15 protein-coding genes are annotated in these 16578 nt (G+C 55.7%); 5 read left to right on the plus strand and 10 right to left on the minus strand.

What is annotated here, in order from left to right:
* The 3 genes from A1355_RS26010 to A1355_RS04880 all read right to left on the minus strand — a co-directional run.
* Positions 1–298 (minus strand): hypothetical protein (locus A1355_RS26010; RefSeq protein ID WP_231883564.1); only part of this gene is annotated, 298 nt, incomplete at its 3' end.
* A 618-nt stretch (positions 299–916) separates the two neighbouring features.
* Positions 917–2560, minus strand: a complete 1644-nt coding sequence (locus A1355_RS04875) for a methyl-accepting chemotaxis protein (RefSeq protein WP_064025567.1) — start codon at positions 2558–2560, stop codon at positions 917–919.
* 926 nt (positions 2561–3486) lie between these two features.
* Positions 3487–3984 carry a DUF3016 domain-containing protein gene (locus A1355_RS04880; RefSeq protein ID WP_082885363.1) on the minus strand — a complete coding sequence of 166 codons (498 nt, stop codon included), beginning with the start codon at positions 3982–3984 and terminating at the stop codon, positions 3487–3489.
* A gap of 741 nt (positions 3985–4725) precedes the next feature.
* Between A1355_RS04880 and A1355_RS04890 the strand changes: the two genes are divergently transcribed.
* Positions 4726–5820, plus strand: a complete 1095-nt coding sequence (locus A1355_RS04890; protein ID WP_082885364.1) for an L-dopachrome tautomerase-related protein — start codon at positions 4726–4728, stop codon at positions 5818–5820.
* A 165-nt stretch (positions 5821–5985) separates the two neighbouring features.
* Here A1355_RS04890 and A1355_RS04895 read toward each other — a convergent pair whose 3' ends face one another.
* Positions 5986–6921, minus strand: a complete 936-nt coding sequence (locus tag A1355_RS04895) for a LysR family transcriptional regulator (RefSeq protein WP_064025631.1) — start codon at positions 6919–6921, stop codon at positions 5986–5988.
* A gap of 249 nt (positions 6922–7170) precedes the next feature.
* Between A1355_RS04895 and amoA the strand changes: the two genes are divergently transcribed.
* The 4 genes from amoA to A1355_RS04915 all read left to right on the plus strand — a co-directional run bounded on the left by amoA (position 7171) and on the right by A1355_RS04915 (position 11472).
* Positions 7171–7923, plus strand: coding sequence for a bacterial ammonia monooxygenase, subunit AmoA (amoA, locus tag A1355_RS04900; protein ID WP_064025573.1), 753 nt, complete (start codon positions 7171–7173; stop codon positions 7921–7923).
* Positions 7924–7934: 11 nt separating this feature from the next.
* Positions 7935–9173 (plus strand): bacterial ammonia monooxygenase, subunit AmoB, encoded by a 1239-nt coding sequence (amoB, locus tag A1355_RS04905; RefSeq protein WP_064025575.1) that lies wholly within the window; start codon positions 7935–7937, stop codon positions 9171–9173.
* Between the two features lie 15 nt (positions 9174–9188).
* The gene (gene amoC, locus A1355_RS04910) at positions 9189–9962 is read left to right on the plus strand and encodes a bacterial ammonia monooxygenase, subunit AmoC (protein ID WP_064025577.1); all 774 of its coding nucleotides are present in this window, start codon (positions 9189–9191) and stop codon (positions 9960–9962) included.
* A 283-nt stretch (positions 9963–10245) separates the two neighbouring features.
* Positions 10246–11472 carry an MFS transporter gene (locus A1355_RS04915; RefSeq protein ID WP_064025633.1) on the plus strand — a complete coding sequence of 409 codons (1227 nt, stop codon included), beginning with the start codon at positions 10246–10248 and terminating at the stop codon, positions 11470–11472.
* Positions 11473–11742: 270 nt separating this feature from the next.
* Here A1355_RS04915 and A1355_RS04920 read toward each other — a convergent pair whose 3' ends face one another.
* The 6 genes from A1355_RS04920 to A1355_RS04945 form a co-directional block, all read right to left on the minus strand.
* The gene (locus tag A1355_RS04920) at positions 11743–12207 is read right to left on the minus strand and encodes a c-type cytochrome (RefSeq protein ID WP_064025579.1); all 465 of its coding nucleotides are present in this window, start codon (positions 12205–12207) and stop codon (positions 11743–11745) included.
* A 65-nt stretch (positions 12208–12272) separates the two neighbouring features.
* Positions 12273–12980, minus strand: a complete 708-nt coding sequence (locus A1355_RS04925) for a cytochrome b/b6 domain-containing protein (protein WP_064025581.1) — start codon at positions 12978–12980, stop codon at positions 12273–12275.
* A gap of 15 nt (positions 12981–12995) precedes the next feature.
* On the minus strand, positions 12996–13889 hold the full coding sequence (locus tag A1355_RS04930) for a dienelactone hydrolase family protein (RefSeq protein WP_064025583.1): 894 nt from the start codon (positions 13887–13889) through the stop codon (positions 12996–12998).
* A 180-nt stretch (positions 13890–14069) separates the two neighbouring features.
* Positions 14070–14483: an ExbD/TolR family protein gene (locus A1355_RS04935; RefSeq protein WP_064025585.1), complete on the minus strand. Its 414-nt coding sequence runs from the start codon at positions 14481–14483 to the stop codon at positions 14070–14072.
* A complete protein-coding gene (locus A1355_RS04940; protein ID WP_064025587.1) occupies positions 14483–15241 on the minus strand; it encodes a MotA/TolQ/ExbB proton channel family protein in 759 nt (252 codons plus the stop codon). The genes A1355_RS04935 and A1355_RS04940 overlap by 1 nt, the downstream gene beginning before the upstream one ends.
* An 8-nt stretch (positions 15242–15249) precedes the next feature.
* Entirely contained in the window at positions 15250–16062 is an 813-nt protein-coding gene (locus tag A1355_RS04945; RefSeq protein WP_064025589.1) for an energy transducer TonB, read from the minus strand.
* Between the last annotated feature and the right edge of the window lie 516 nt (positions 16063–16578).

The raw sequence follows: 16578 nt of genomic DNA on the forward strand, positions 1-16578 counted from the left end.
GCAAGGCTCCAAGCCTTGCGGGCAAGGCAAATAGTGATTCCCGCAATGCTAAAAGAGTTGCGCGCAACACTCCGAGCAATAAACGCAAGGCTCCGAGCCTTGTGCGTAACACTAAAAGCTTTGCGGGCAAGGCAAAAAGTGATTCCCGCAACACTAAAAGAGTTGCGCGCAATTCTCCGAGCAATATACGCAAGGCTCCGAGCCTTGCGCATAACACTAAAAGCCTTGCGGGCAAGGCAAATAGTGATTCCCGTAATACTAAAAGAGTTGCGCGCAACGCTTCGAGCAATAAACGCAAGGCAAAAAGCGGGACGGACGGGGATTTTCATTTACGGCGGCAAGTATGTTGCCGTTCAGGCTTCGATAGGACGCTTGCATGTTCCGATCAAACCCACTGGCGATTCCGACTTCAAAACCGCCAGGTATTCCGGTCGCAAAGCGGCCGGCGGTTCCAACCCAAAGTCGGCCATCGATTCCGATGCCATTACGCTAGTAAAGAATGACGGCTTTTGGGAATGGCGAATTTCGGCGCTTAGCGAGCGAGCGCGGGGCGAGATTTGCACCCCGCCTCCAGAGGTTTTAGCAATCGCAAATGTCCCCTGAACACACATTCTGAAACGTTATGAGCGGCAGTGAACCATCAGCGGCAATGTGCCGGTTCCCAATCTGGGCTTATTGGGGCGAATGTTTTCCGCAGCCCGAGGAACGGCAAAAATTCGATTCCAATTCTACTTTGTCAGATTTGTTCAAGATCGGCATGCCTGTCGGGAAACGGGCATCCGGTGCCATGATGGGTAGGCTTAAATCCGTCCATGGCGTCCGGATTCGCTCCGAGCTCTAACGGGTCCTGCGATCCAGGCCGGAATCACGAAGTTTATACAGTCTTCCGACAACGTGGAATTAGCTTCAGACCCCATCAGACCACGGTAAAGCCGGATACGATACTTTCCAAGTTGCGGGCCAACGCCGCCAATTCCTGAGCCGAGCGCGCGGCGCCGCCGGCGGTTCGACTATTTTCGGCGGCGCTATCGGCGATCAGTTTAATCCGGTGAGCCATTTCTCGGGTCGCGGCGGATTGCTCAGCTAGAATCCGAGTCATGTCGCCGATCGCTTCGGCCACTTGTTGGCTGCTATCGCGGATTTCCGAAATCGAGTCGGCGGCCTGGTTCGCCAAGTCAACGCCGTCGCCGACCCGACTGACGCCGGCTTCGATTTCCTTGGCCGCGCGTTGCGTGTTGACTTGGATTTTTCCGACCATATCGGTGATTTCCTGCGTTGAACTGGCCGTGCGTTTCGCCAACTCCCGGACCTCTTCGGCCACCACGGCAAAGCCGCGGCCTTGTTCGCCGGCGCGAGCGGCCTCGATCGCGGCATTTAGGGCCAGCATGTTGGTCTGATCGGCTATACCGCTAATGATGTTGACGATGCCGTAAATTTGCCGGGAAAAGTCTTCCAATTCCTGTATGGTCGTGGCAGTGGATTTGACCGCCGCCGCGACGTTCCCCATTTCGCTGGAGGTCTGATGTATGATGCGGCCGCTGGCGAGCGATAGGTTGCCGGACTCTTCGGCGATTTTATGCACCTGTTTGGCTTGCTGGCCGATTTGCTCAAAGGACACCGACAGTTGTTCGACCGCGCTGGTCATCATTTCCGACGATTCCGCCTCGACTATACTGGCGCGCTCGCTTTGAACCGCGGCGGTCGCCAGCGAGTCGGCGGATAAATTCAAGGTCTTGGTGTTATTGACGATGACGCCTATGATCTCCAACAACCGCAAACGCATGCTATCCAACGTTCTGACCAGTTGGGCAATTTCGTCGCCTCCGGTCGTATCGGATGTCTTGGTTAAATCGCCGGTTTGGATGCGCTCGGCGATCTCCACACATTGCCGCAACGGCGTGGTAATTGAAATGGTCGCTATTCTTCCCAGCAATAATCCTAGGACTAACGCCGCGCCTATCAACGCAATCAATATCAATTTACTTTCCGCGTCGGTGGCTTTGAGGTTTTGCAACGATAGTTTAACGTCGCCTTGAATCGCCGTTTCCAGCTTGTCGATTTCCTCGATAAAATCATCGAACGCCGCATCGAATTGGGCGTCCAGTTGATGAAACTCGGTCTCTCCCAGGTTTTGGCCCAAGGTCGCGTACCGGTTTTCCAGTGCCGTACGTAAAGTCCGGAACTTTTCGTTTGAAATACTTAATTGGGCCAGCGTCGCGGGATTATCCACCGGGAAGTATTTGCCTTCGGCATTTTCGCCGCCCTTGCCGATCACGTTTAGATACCATTCGGCCTGATCCATTTTACTCTTAACGACAGTTATGGATTCATTCGCATCGCCACCCATGATTTCTTCGAATTTCAAATGCGCCTCGGTCGCGAGCAATTTGGATTCCATTACCGCATCGACCAAGGGTGCGGCGGATTCGCCGACGTAAATCCCGGTATTACCTACCTTGTCGACAAAGTAAATGCCGAACAGCCCGGTGGCCAAGGTAATCAGGGTGCTTACCAAAAATGCGCCGGTTAGCCGTGTGCCGATACCGATATTCTGAAACATATTCACCTCTAACTAACACGCTTTGCAATTAGTATTGCCGATAAACGGAATTTGCCAATGATACGGCGGGTGATCGCCTTGGATTTTCCTCAACCACTCGACAATCGCCGCTGGAGCTTGGCTGATAGCCCTAGCCTAGTGGAATAGACGCTAGAATTGAGGCGAAGTCAGGGCAAGCGGTTTCGCATATGCCCAACTTCTGTTTAACACGCCAACCTGGGGAGCAAGTATGAGTACGACAATCGCTCCGATACCGCTGGCCGAGCATGGTGGAGGCAATTGTGGGCTTTTGGCCGGATTTTTTGCCGAAACTGTTGGAAGCCGCAACAGCTCGTGCCTGGTCCGGGCTGGAGAACAGCTTAGCCGAGAATTGACAAACCACCGTCAGACATGGCCGGTTCCGGGCGTTGCATGTCGTGCTTGGAGTCAACGAATCGGATCGAGAAATGGCAAATAATTGGAACATACCCGCTTGGCTGGAAGCGGAAGTCAGAGCAAGAGACAAGACTTGTGTTTACTGCGGCATTGAATTTACACCGGCCAAGGTGTCTTATAAATCCGCGGCCAGCTGGGAACACATCGTTAACGATGCGACGATTGTCACCAGAGAAAATATCGTTCTTTGTTGCCGTGGCTGCAATGCCAGCAAGGGACCGAAGAGACTGTCCGTATGGTTGCAGTCTAAATATTGCACGGAGCGAGGTATCACGTCGGCTTCGGTGAGTCCAATAGTCCAACAGGCAATTGCCAATGGTCAATAAGGCCACGGGTTACCCGGCGCTCAAAGGACGCTCCCCTCGGTTATTTACCCTTGGCTTTGAGGTGGGTCGTTTGCGAAATCCGATGAATCTTATCCTTGAACTTACCGGAGTGCGGGCGGTACCGTTTGAGCAATTGTCGCCTCCACGAAGCGGTCAACAGCGGTGCTAACGTTTTCCAAAGCTATCGGCGAACCATCGATCCAGCATCGCCTTTTCGTAACGCAAGGGATCGTTGTTTGGGTAGCGTGCCGAGTCCTGTAGCATCAGGTAATTCAGATCGCTGATCTGTTCCTGCTTCTCGGCTTTGATTTGGCCGTCCGGGCCGTACCAGCGGTAGTTCAATTTGATGCGCGGATAGTATAGGTCGCGGATGAAGCGGGTATTGGTGGCATTGGGCGTTTGCCAGGGTTCGAAGGCGCCGGCCATGTCGATGTCCTCGACCGCCAAATCCAGGCTGTCGCCGGCCGGCAAATATTGCCCCGCCAATTTGCGAAAATGCGCTTCGAATTGCTGGAGTAAATCCGCCTGTACTCTTGGGGTAGCGGCGCCGGACAGGGCCAAGTCGGTGTAATGCTCGACATTCTCGAAGCGGATGCTGATGTCCGCGCACGCTGCTTGAGCCATGACCAGCATAGCTATTGCCAGCAAGGTAAGTTTTGGCATGGAATTCCCCCGTCATATTGCGGTTATCGTAGCGCCGCCGCACACATGATTCACCCGGCCCTTAAATACCGCTCGCCTGTCGAAGGGCTGGCCAGCCTGGGCTTCGGCCAGCTCGGCCCGAATGGATTATCAGTGATCTATAGGGCGGGGTTAATGGGTTAATGTGCTCATCGCTGGGCTACTTGCGCGATATCGACCCGGAAATTCGATAAAAATTTCGTCGATGCGCAAATCCAGGCGGGATTTAGCGTTCTCAAGTCGAATAGCAATTTTCGCGCGGCTGGTTGGAACACGCTAGTCAGTCGCCGAAAACTTTAAAACAACTGGCTTCCGCCCGATTATGTGGCCGCCACCAAAACGGGCGGGGGCTTGGTAAGGCCATCGTCATAATACCCAAGAGTATTGGCATGCCGGGGTTGGAAATCGACACGCTCCATGGTTCCGATCTGAGCCGAGTCACGCAAGAGTTGGTTGGGCTGGCAATCGGCCACTTTGGGATATTCGAATATTTCAGCGAATTTCGGCAGTAACGCCTGAATCTCACAGGTTAACCCGTACGCTGGAACAAACCAGAGGGAATTCTTATCCCGAACTGATCGAATGAAAGCACGGTTTTGGCAAGATTAAATACTCAAATCGTCATCAATGTATTGAATGATGCGTGATTAAATTATGTCATTTAACAATGATTTAACGATCCAGTATGGTGTTGTCCAACCCAACAACATACCGGAGAGGGTAGTGAATCTTGTAACTCTATTTTGCGCGGCCATGGTGTTTGCGACCAGCGACGCCTTGGCTGAAGGCAACTCGAATTTTGATGTATTCGCCAACCTCGATACCGGGCCGGGCAATGTCACGGCGACAGCCAACGGCCGGATCATCATGAGCCAACATCAGTTTTATCAACCGCAATACACCGTGGTTGAATACAAGGATCAGACCTTGCTGCCTTTTCCGAATAAGGAGCTGTCCGCGGCCGATTCAACCGCGCCTATCAAGCTCGACTCGGTACTAGGTATCCGCTCCGACAGCAACGGTATCGTCTGGATGCTGGACAACGGCATGCGCAGCGGCGTGACGCCCAAATTGGTCGGCTGGAATACCAAAACCAACAAGCTCCAGCGCTTGATTTATTTACCCGCACCGATCGCACCCAAGGATGCGTTCGTCAACGACTTTGCGTTGGATGCCATCCACAATTATGCCTTCATCAGCGATCCGGCGGGGGGCGCGAATGCGGCCTTGATCGTGGTCAACTTGTCTACCGGCGCCGCTCGGCGGGTGCTGGAAGGTCATAAAAGCGTGGTGCCGGAAAACGTCGATTTGGTCATCGACAATGTGCCGATTCAGCTGAAAACCGCGTCGGGCGAATTGGTGAAACCGCATATTGGCGTGAATCCCATTACCGAGGATTTAGCCAACGAATGGGTTTATTTCGGGCCGATGCACGGCCTTAGTCTTTACCGGATTAAAGTGGCGGATTTGATCAACGAGTCGTTAATGCCGCAAGAACTTGCACAGCGGGTTGAACGCTATAGCGACAAACCAATCTCGGACGGCATCAGCATTGACGAGAACAACAATATTTATCTAGGCGATCTGGCCAATAATGCGATTGGCGTGATCGCGCCTAACCGACAATATCGGCAATTGGCGCAATGTCCAAGATTGTCTTGGGTCGATTCCTTCAGTTTTGGCGCTAACGGACAACTCTATGCCGTCGTTAATCGCTTGCATCGTTCGGCGACGTTGAACGGCGGCGATAATCAATCCAAACCGCCGTACTTTTTGTTGAAGGTAAAGTCCTTGGCAGCAGGCCTACCAGGACGTTAAAGATTGGCTATGTTAGCGTTAATAGTTGAATGAGATCGAAACCGTCATCCCGGCATGGATTGCCGGGATCCATGGTACAAGGATGTGTTGAAACTTCGCCGTCCGTGGCTTCTGGGCCCCGGCAATCCATGCCGGGGCGACGCCAACTACTAACGCGAACATAGCCTAAAGATTGATTTGGGATGCGCTTATTTTCCGGCCTATGCTGCTGATTTGCTCGCGCAACCAGCCATGAGCCGGGTCTTTTTCCCACAACGGATGCCAAATCATCGCCAAATCGTAGTCCGGCAAACTCACCGGCACCGGCAACACTTGCAGTGGCACCAGTTTCTGAAAGGCGATGGCCAAACGATAGGGTAAGGACAAAATCATATTGGACTGGGCCACGATCAAGGGTGCCGATAAAAAATGCGGCACGATGAAGTTAATCCGGCGCTCCAAGCCCAACTCAGTCAATTTCTCGTCTATCACTCCCAATTTATCGCCGGTTCTGGAGATCAGCATGTGCGTGGCGGCCAAATACGTCTCCAGCGACGGTGGCGCTTTTATGCTGGGATGATCCTGCCTAACCACGCAAGCCATGCGATCCATGAATAAATGTTCGCAGTGTAAATGCGCCGGCGGATTCAATACCGAGGCAAAGCCCAACACCACATCCAGACTGCCGTTTTCCAACTGCGCCAACGGAAAAGCAGATTCCGTGCGTTTGACATGAATATCCACGCCCGGTGCCGACTGCTCAATCGATTGCGACAGCTCCGGCAAGATCAAAAACTCCATGTAATCGGTGGCGGCGATAGTGAAACGGCGCTGACTGGATGCCGGATCGAAGGCTTGCGGCGCCTCGAGCAAACGTTCCATTTCCTGCAAAAGGCTACGTACCGGCTCCACCAATGCTAGTGCCAATGCCGTCGGCTGCATGCCGGCGGGCGATTTAACCAAGACCGGATCGTTCAATTGCTGGCGCAAGCGATGCAAGGTATGGCTCATCGCCGACTGGGTGACGAACATGGATTCCGCCGCGCGGGTGACGTTGCGCTCCCGCATCAATATATCGAAAGCCAGCAACAGGTTTAAGTCGAAGGTGCGCAGGTTGGCCATGTGGATATTCCATAAAAAATTCGGCTGCATACTAAACAAAATCGCTGCTGGCCAGCATGAACAGTCTTGATGATAACGGATGAAATTTGACCATTTCACAGCTCATCAAATTCTCCTTACCTTATATCGCGAGCGTGTCGTTCAACCTATATGACGTTACTCCCCCAAGGGTAGTTTTCGGTTGGCGACACGCCCAGTTTCGATGGCTATCGCCGTCATTTACTACAAAACGTTACGGGGGAAGCACACATGTCCGCACAAATTCCTATTTCAACATTTAAACCTTATCGGGGCGAAAAAGCCCGCTTGGCCAGAGCTTACGATTATCTGATCCTGGTGCTGGCCCTATTCTTATTCATCGGTTCGTTTCATCTACATTTTGCCCTGACCGTCGGCGACTGGGACTTCTGGGTCGATTGGAAAGATCGGCAATGGTGGCCGCTGGTCACGCCCTTAATCGGCATTACCTTTCCCGCCGCCGTACAGGCGGTGTTGTGGGATAAGTTCCGACTGCCTTTGGGGGCTACGCTGTGCGTCGCCGCCCTATTGCTAGGCACCTGGGTAACCCGCGTGTTTGCCTACCACTACTGGAACTACTTCCCCATCAACATGGTGTTGCCGGCGACCATGGTGCCGGGCGCATTGGTACTGGATACCTTGCTGATGCTCAGCAACAGCCTGACCATCACCTCCATTTTTGGCGGCGGCGCGTTTGCCTTGTTGTTTTACCCGACCAACTGGCCGATCTTCGGCATGTTCCACCAAGCTGTCGAATACCACAACAGCCAGCTGACAGTCGCCGATTTATTCGGTTTCCAATATATCCGTACCGGCATGCCGGAATACTTGCGCATCATCGAGCGCGGCACCTTGCGCACCTATGGCCAGTACGCCACACCGTTGGCGGCATTTTGTTCGGCGTTGTTGTGCTCGTTGATGTATCCGCTGTGGTGGTACATCGGCAAATGGTTCGCCAATACCAGCTATCTGAAAAAAATCTAAGGGGAACAGTCATGAAATCACTATTTAAACCTTGGCTGTTGGCAGTGCTTTGCATCAACGTTTTGTTGGTGTTGACTGTACCCGCTGCGCAGGCGCATGGCGAAAAAGCCCTGGAGCCGTTCATTCGCATGCGAACCATACAGTGGTACGACGTGCAATGGTCCACGCAAACATTCAACGTCAACGATGAAGTCAGCGTCAGCGGCAAGTTTCATGTCGCCGAAGACTGGCCGATCAGTGTGCCGAAACCGGAAGCCAGCTTCTTGAATATCTCCACCCCAGGACCGGTGCTGATTCGTACCGAGCGCTACCTGAACGGTAAGCCTTGGACCAACTCGGTATCGCTGGAGCCGGGCGGCGACTACGAGTTCAAGGTGGTCATGAAAGGCCGTTTGCCGGGCCGTTATCACATTCACCCGTTTTTTAATTTAAAAGACGCAGGCCAGGTGATGGGGCCTGGAGTATGGCTGGAAATCGGCGGCGATCCCGGCGATTTCACCAATACGATTAAAACCATTAACGGTGAATTGATCGACATGGAGAGCTTCGGCTTTGCCAACGGGATTTTCTGGCACTTGTTCTGGGGCGCGTTGGCGGCGGGCTGGTTGTTGTGGTGGGTGCGTCGGCCCTTGTTCATCAGCCGTTACCGCATGCTGGATGCCGGATTGGAACATGAACTGATCACCAATCAGGACAAAACCATCGCGAAGGCGGTATTAGTCGGCGTGCCAGTATTGGTATTGGCGCTGAATGCTGTCACCGCCAACCAGTACCCGGACGCCATCCCATTACAGGCAGGCTTGGATCGGATTTTGCCTTTACCGGCGCAAGTCAATGCCGGCATGGTCAATGTAGATACGCTAAAAGCGGAATATAACGTGGCTCAACGCGCGATGCTATTGCAGTTCAGCGTCGACAATCGCAGCCAAGGCGCGGTCAGGATAGGCGAATTTTCCAGCTCCAACGTGCATTTCATGAATGCCGACTTAGCCAATCTGCACAGCAAGCCCGGCAAGGATGACGTCAGCAATAACGGTTTGAGCCTGAGTGACAATACACCTATCGCCCCCGGCGAACAACGCACCGTCACCGTAGAAGTGCGCGATGCCGCCTGGGAATCGCAAAAGCTGGACGGGCTGATCAAAGACGCGGATAGCCGAGTGGGTGGTTTGTTGTTTCTTTACGACGAGGTGATGGGGAAACGCTATATCTCCAGCATTTCCGCCGCCGTCATTCCCAAATTCAATTAATTCAGGAGAAAAATCATGGCTACCACGACAGAACACGTGCGCTTAAGCAGCGAAAACCCCAAAACCTTGCCTTGGTATTTGATCGACTTACCCAAATATTTAAAGGGATTTGGCTTTTTAACCGTTATGTACATCAGTTTACGATTGTATCAGGGCGCTTTTGCGATAGAACACGGTTTGGATTCCACGGAACCGGCGTTCGAACAATACTGGATGCGGCTGTTTTATATCGAACTGGCGGTGATTGCTGCCGTCGCCAGCGGCTTCTGGGGGTACTTATGGACCACGCGCGACCGCAATCTGGATCAACTGGCACCCAAGGAAGAGATTCGCCGCTATTTCACGTTGACGATGTGGATCAGCATTTACACCTTTGCCGTGTACTGGGCAGGCAGTTATTTTGCCGAACAGGACAACTCCTGGCACCAGGTGGCAATCCGCGATACGCCGTTTACCGCTAACCACATCATCGAGTTTTATTTCAATTTCCCGCTGTACGTGATCCTGGGCGGCTGTGCCTGGCTGTACGCCAGAACCCGCTTGCCCTTGTATGCCAAAGGCATCTCGCTGCCATTGACCTTGGCGGTATTCGGGCCCTTCATGATTCTGGTCAGCGTCGGTTTCAACGAGTGGGGACATACCTTCTGGTTTAGAGAAGAATTCTTCGCCGCGCCGATTCATTGGGGCTTTGTGATCGGGGTTTGGTTTGCGTTGGGCGTCGGGGGCATTTTGTTACAGGGCGTGACTCGGCTGATCGAACTGATGGACAAAATCGAAGACGCCGAATAAGTCTGCTTACTATTAACCCGGCCCTTAAATACCGTTCGTCCTGAGCTTGTCGAAGGACGCGCCACATCAGGCTTCGACAGGCTCAGCCCGAACGGTGTACCAGTGTTCGATGGGGCCGGGTTAACAATGAATAATCGCTTCCCGTCCACCCTTCGACAAGGCTCTCCTGAGCGCAGCCGAAGGGCTCAGGGCGAACGGTAAAGCCTATATGTGCCCCGCTTTAAACGGAAAGCCTCACAATTAAAACCACACGACTATGTCTCAGCCAAAGTCCGATGTCATCATGCCCAAGAGTCGTTCCGATTCAGTTCACTATGCCTGGGTAATACTCGCGGTCACGTTTCTGTGCTTGTTTGTTGCATCGGCACTGCGCTCTGTTCCAGGGATCATCATGCTGTCCCTGGAACAGGAGTTTGCCTGGAACAGAGAAACCATTAGCGGCGCGATTTCGCTCAACCTGCTGTTATTTGGCCTTGCCGGGCCATTTTTAGGCCGATTGATGGATGTCTACGGCGCCAAACGCATCAGCGTTATCACCTTGATTTTGTCGGTGGCAGGCGCCGGTGGCAGCGTTTTTATGCAGGAATCCTGGCAACTGTATGTGTTTTGGGGATTGCTGATTGGCGCGGGTTCGGGCGGCACGTCGATGATTATGGGGTCGGCGTTGATCAATCGCTGGTTCCATAAACACCGGGGACTGGCATTAGGCATATTGGGCGCTGCTTTCTCCTCCGGCCAGTTAGTGTTCACCCCGCTGCTCATGCAAATCAATGTTCATGAGGGCTGGCGAGCGGCGACGCTGTTTATCGCCGTAGCCTTAGGTTTAGTGGTTTTACCTTTGGTGCTGAAATATTTAAGAGACGATCCCGAATCCAAGGGGTTGCAGCCCTTTGGCGCCAATGGCGTTCATGGAACAGTACTTAAGCCCGATCGACATCCCATGCGATCGGCCATGAGCAGTCCGCAATTCTGGCTGTTGGCTTCGAGTTTTGGCATTTGCGGATTAACCACCTCCGGATTGTTTCAAACCCATTTGATTCCGCACGGCATCGAACACGGCTTTACCGAAATGACCATGGCCATGTCCTTAGGGGTAATGGGCGCGGCCGATGTGTTCGGCACCATTTTATCCGGTTGGTTATGCGACCGGTACGGCAAGCGTTGGCCGCTGGCGTTTTATTATGTCGTCAGAGGCGCAACGCTGATCGTTCTGCCCAGCATAGCTACCACCGGACAATTAATGATGTTCTCGATTATCTACGGCATGAATTGGTTGTCCACGATTCCGGCAACCTCGGCGTTAACTGCCGATTTGTTCGGCAAGCAAAACGTCGGCGTGGTGTTTGGCTGGATCTGTTTTGCCCATCAAATCGGGGCGGCCATAGCCGCCTACAGTGCAGGGTACGTCCATAGTCTGATTGGTGACTACAACTTGGCTTTTGTGGCGTCAGGCCTGTTCGCATTTGTCGCAACCGGCATCGTTCTTTTTATAAAAGAACCCAGCGGCTAAAAATGAAAATATTGCTGACATAGGCTCAAATGAGGTGACCGGCAGCAAGGCTCGTAACAAGACGCTCAAGTGCTGATGCGATTTCCGGCAGGCGGTCGGTGTATCTTGTAAGCGAGCGTTTAAAACGATGGTGAAGAGGCGGGGACGGGGTAGATGGAGCAATGCGAGCGGATCGGACGGTGCCATCGTTCGAGGGTGGCAGGCGGCCAACCCTCGAATGCAAATAGCCCGGAAAGCCGCCCGTGCGGGCGGTTTTCTGGATGGGACGGTTTATTCTCTAACCCGGATCAAGTCGTGGCAACTTTTGCACGACGCGCCGAGTTTACCGAATTGCGCTTTGATATCCGCAACATCGCCGTCGTCGGCGACCTTTTGCAATTCGTTGGCTTCCTTAATAAAAGTGGCTTCCAGTTCTTTGACTTCCGCTTGTTTTTGAAAATATTCCGGCTTCAGGCGGGTGGGTTTCCAGCCGGTGCCTTGATCGGTGCCGGGGCCGTAAAGTTGTTCCAGGATGCCGGAATTGGCGGCGGCCGCGATGGCGTTGGCGGCGGCTATCACTTGGTCCTTGTTGAAGGTTTCCGGGTGATCGACGGCCTGAGCCTTGATTTTCGCGGTGTTCCAGCCCAGGAAGGAATAGGCGGATTGGCGGAAACGGATTTGTTCTTCTATCGGCCCGGCCAGTGCCGCCGTGGTGACGGCGCTCAGCGCCAGTGCGATAGCCAGTTGGGATTTCATGCGTTGCTCCTATGGGTGATAAAAACTCGGTGTGGGGTTTCGTTCGGTGAAGCCGGGCCTGCGCCTCAGCGGCCGCCGGCTTGCGCCGACCGCACGCCGGCCAACGGCGGCAAATAGCGCAAGGGGTCGCCGCCCCAGACGCTCCAGACCACCGTCGCGGCGATCAGCAAACTGGCGGTCAGCCGCAAGACGCCGGCCGGACGTGCGTCGGCCGGGGCCAGCGAGCGGGGCAGGCGCTTCTTGCCGGTCAGCATCGGCACGACCAGATCGGCTTTTTTGACGCGTTGGTAAAACGCAATCGCCGCGACGTGGGCGCCGACTAAAAACAGCAGGACGTTAACGCTACGGATATGCCAGCCGCTGAGTTTGTCGCTGAAATCCTTGTCGATCAGATCGAACAGCGGGCCTTCGAAAGCGATGTCGTCGTTGGCGAACAAGCCGGTGCCGACCAGCACCGCCAACACCGTCAGCAACGCGAACACCGCCAGCGCGCCGGCCGGATTGTGACCGACGCCTTGCCAGTCGCCCCGGACATAAGCCAGCAGGCGGGACAGCGTCGGGAAAAAGTTGACGAAGCGGGCGTGGGTATTGCCGACAAAGCCCCACAGCAGGCGGAACACCACCAGGCCAAGGGTCAGGCTGCCGAAGCGGCCATGCCAGTCGGTCCATTCGCCGCCGGCCTTGCCGGTCAAATAGGCACCGGTAACCGCCAATACCAACAGCCAATGAAACAGCCGCAACGGCCAATCCCAGACATGTACTTCCACTTTCACGTGAACCTCCGCGCGTTAGCTGTCGCGCAAATAAGCGTTGAAGAAGGCGACGGTCCGGTCCCAGGCCAATTTGGCGGTACCGGCGTCGTAACGCGGCGTCGTGTCGTTGTTGAAACCGTGCTGGACGCCGGCATAGGTATGGGCTTCGTAATTGGTGCCGGCCTTTTGCAGGGCCGCTTCGAAGGCCGGCCAACCGGCGTTGATCCGGTCGTCGACGCCCGCGTAATGAATCAGCAAGGCGGCCTTGATCTTGGCGACATCCTCGGCCGGCGGTTGGGCGCCGTAGAACGGCACGCCGGCGGTCAGGTCGGGCAATCGGGTCGCCAGGAAGTTGACGATGCCGCCGCCGTAACAAAAGCCGACCGCGCCGAGCTTGCCGTTGCCGCCCGGCAGCTTTTTCAGCGCTTGCGCGGCGGCCAGAAAATCGTTTTGGGTTTTGGTTTTGTCCAATTTCTGAAACAGTTCCCTGGCCTTGTCTTCGTCGCCCGGATAGCCGCCCAGCGTGAACAGCGCGTCGGGCGCGAAGGCGATGAAGTTGTCCAGCGCCAGCCGGCGGGCGATGTCTTCGATGTGCGGGTTCAGCCCGCGATTTTCGTGGATGACCAACACCACCGGCAGTTTGCCCTTGGCGTTGGCCGGTTGCGCCAGATAACCGCGCACCTTGCCGTTGCCCTGCGGCGACGGGTATTCCAGGTAACTGGTTTTGATGCGCGGATCGTTGCCGGCCACCTGCTGGGCTTGGGCGAAGCGCGGGTTCAGCGCATCCAGCAAGGCCTCGGCGGTCAGGCCGAGCAGGGCGTATTTGGGGACCGAGGATAGGAACTCGCGGCGGGAAATATCGCCGTGTACGTATTCGTCGAATTTTTTCAAGGCTTCCGGGTGGAAGTCGTTGGCGGTTTGGCGCGCCATGCAGCGTCTCCTAAAAAACAAAAGCCATCCCGGCGCCGTCCCAATGTCGTTAAGTTAAGCCGTTCGTGGTGAGCTTGTCGAACCATGAACGGCTTAACCATTCTCCCTTCGACAAGCTCAGGACGAACGGTCAATCCTTAACTTAACGGCATTGAGCGCCGGCCGGGATGGGAGGTACGGTTATTGGGGAGCGGTCAGTACCGCCAGTTTGGTGACGCCGGCCCGTTCGATGGCGGCCATCACCTTGGCGACGATGCCGTATTGCACGCCGTCGTCGGCATTCAGGTTCAGAGCCAGTTCCGGATCGGCACCCTTGCGGTTTTTCAATTCGGTTTCGACCGCATCGACCGCGTATTCCTGTTTGTCGATGAAGACTTTGCCGGTGGCGTCCACGCTCAGGTAGACGGCGGCTTTTTCCTCGGGCGGCGCGGTTTCGGCGGTCTTGGGCAGATTCACGTGGACCGCGTTGGTCAACAGCGGGGCGGTGACGATGAACACCACCAGCAGTACCAGCATCACGTCCACCAGCGGGGTGACGTTGATTTCGCCCATGACGTCGTCGTCGCCGCCGTTGTCTTTGGTATTGATGGCCATCAGGCGTGCGCCTCCTTCGCGATTAAGTCTTCATGAGCGGCATCGCGGGTTTTTTTGCCGCCGCCGATTTCAGTCAGTTTGGCGGGCTTCGCGGCGCTGGCGCGCTCGATGACGAAGGCGTTTTTCAGGGCCAGATGCACGAAGTCGATCGCGAAGTCGTCCAGGAAGGCCCAGATCACTTTGTTGCGGCGAATGAAGAAGTTGTAGCCGACCACCGCCGGTACCGCGACCGCGATACCGACCGCCGTGGCCACCAAGGCCTCGCCGATCGGGCCGGCGACCACTTCCAGACTGGCCGAGCCGCTTTTGCTGATGTTGGTCAGCGCGCCCATGATGCCCCACACCGTGCCGAACAGTCCGACGAAGGGCGAGATGCTGCCGATGGTGGCCAGCACGGCCAGGCCGCTTTCCAACGAGCCGCGCTCTTTTTGCATTTGCTGGCGCAGACGCCGATCCAGCAACTCCTGACGATCCCAGGTATGTTCCAAATCGTGGGTCGAGGCGCCGCTGTCGGTTTCGATCAAGGTCGAAAAGCCGATGCCCGCCACGCGGGCCGCCGGACCTTGCTGGTCCTGCAATTGGGCGGCGGCCTGAATGTCCGGCGCGCCCCAGAAGCGCTTGCTGAAATTGCGGTTATGGTAGGAAATCCGGATGTGCTGGATGCCCTTGATCAGGATCAGCGCCCAGGTGATCGCGGAAGCGCCGATCAGAGTGTTTAGTGTGCCGTCGACGATGACGGTGGTAGCGATATCGGACATGAAGTACCTCAAGATAAGTTAAAAGTAATCGGAACGGTCACGTAGCCGGCGACCGGCGTCTCGCCGCGCTTGGCCGGCACGAAGGACCATTTGGAAACGGTTTTGACCGCCGCGTCGTCCAGTACCGCTTGGCCGCTGGATTTGACGACGCTGACGCTATCCGGCTTGCCGTTGGGTTGAACGTGGACCTTCATCAGCACTTTGCCTTCCCAACCGCGCTCCTGAGCGATTTCCGGGTATTCGGGCGGCGGGTTGTTCAGGTAGTCGGCGCCGGCCGTCGGCGGCGTGATCTTTTCCTCGACCACCGGCGCCGGCGGTGCCGGTGGAGCAGGAGTCGGCGCGGCGTCGACGATAGGCGCCGGCGTCGGATCGGGTACCGGCGCTTGCTCGACGACCGGCTTCAACACCGGCTTGGGTTTTTCCTTGGGCGGCTTGAGCGGCACGACCTTGGGCTTGGGCGGCGGCGCTTGCACGATCGGCGGCGGCACCACCGGGCGCGGCCGGCTCAAGGTAATTTGCACCTTGGGTTCCGGTTTGGGCGGTTCCACGAAATCCTGCTCCAGCGACGCGCCGCGAAATTGATCCATCGCCGCGCTGTGAATCAGCACCGACAGCACGCCCAGCAAGACATAGTCGAACCATTTGTGGTCGCTGCTCGCGCTACGGTATTGAAAGCCTTGCAAGGCGCCGGCTAGCGGATTCAGCGCCAGCTCGCCGGCCGCCGCGCCGGTCGGCTCCAGCGGTAACAAACCGCCGGCCTGCCAGTTCGACCCGGCCGCGAGCGGCTGGAAATGGTGGCGTGTCGCGAAAAGATTGCTCATGTCGATATTCCTCGTTCATCGGTACGCATTGCTGTGAAAGTCGGCGCGGGGCTGGGTTCTCTGGCGGAGACCTTGCCGGTACCCGACTCGCCGGGCGTTAGCTCGTTCGGCGCGGTGTGTATCACTCGCCACCGCATCGGCGCGGATTTCGGCCGACTTCGCAACGACTTTCGCACGAGGCGTGCCAGCTTGCGCGAATCGCCGCCGAGAGGACGGGTTTTGTTCGGCGGGTTTGGAGACAAGATATTGATTGTTAATGGATACTTTATCCTTGGCCGCTGCCGCGCACACGGGGTCGGGCGACGCGGTGGAGCGGATCGCGGCTGGGTTCGGTGCTGAACAGGCACCAGATTTTGGGTCTTTCTGTTTGTAGGGTGTTGCTGGATCAACAGTTGTTCGGATCGGGGCTGTTTGACCGAATGAGGTCTGGTCGGTCGCGAATTTAAGCGCCCGGCGCGGGACAGGTTTGGTCGCCGCTAAAGCGCCGCCCATCTGAAAATGTCGGAAATATGCCCG

The sequence above is a fragment of the Methylomonas koyamae genome (assembly GCF_001644025.1).
Classification (GTDB): Bacteria; Pseudomonadota; Gammaproteobacteria; order Methylococcales; family Methylomonadaceae; genus Methylomonas; species Methylomonas koyamae_A.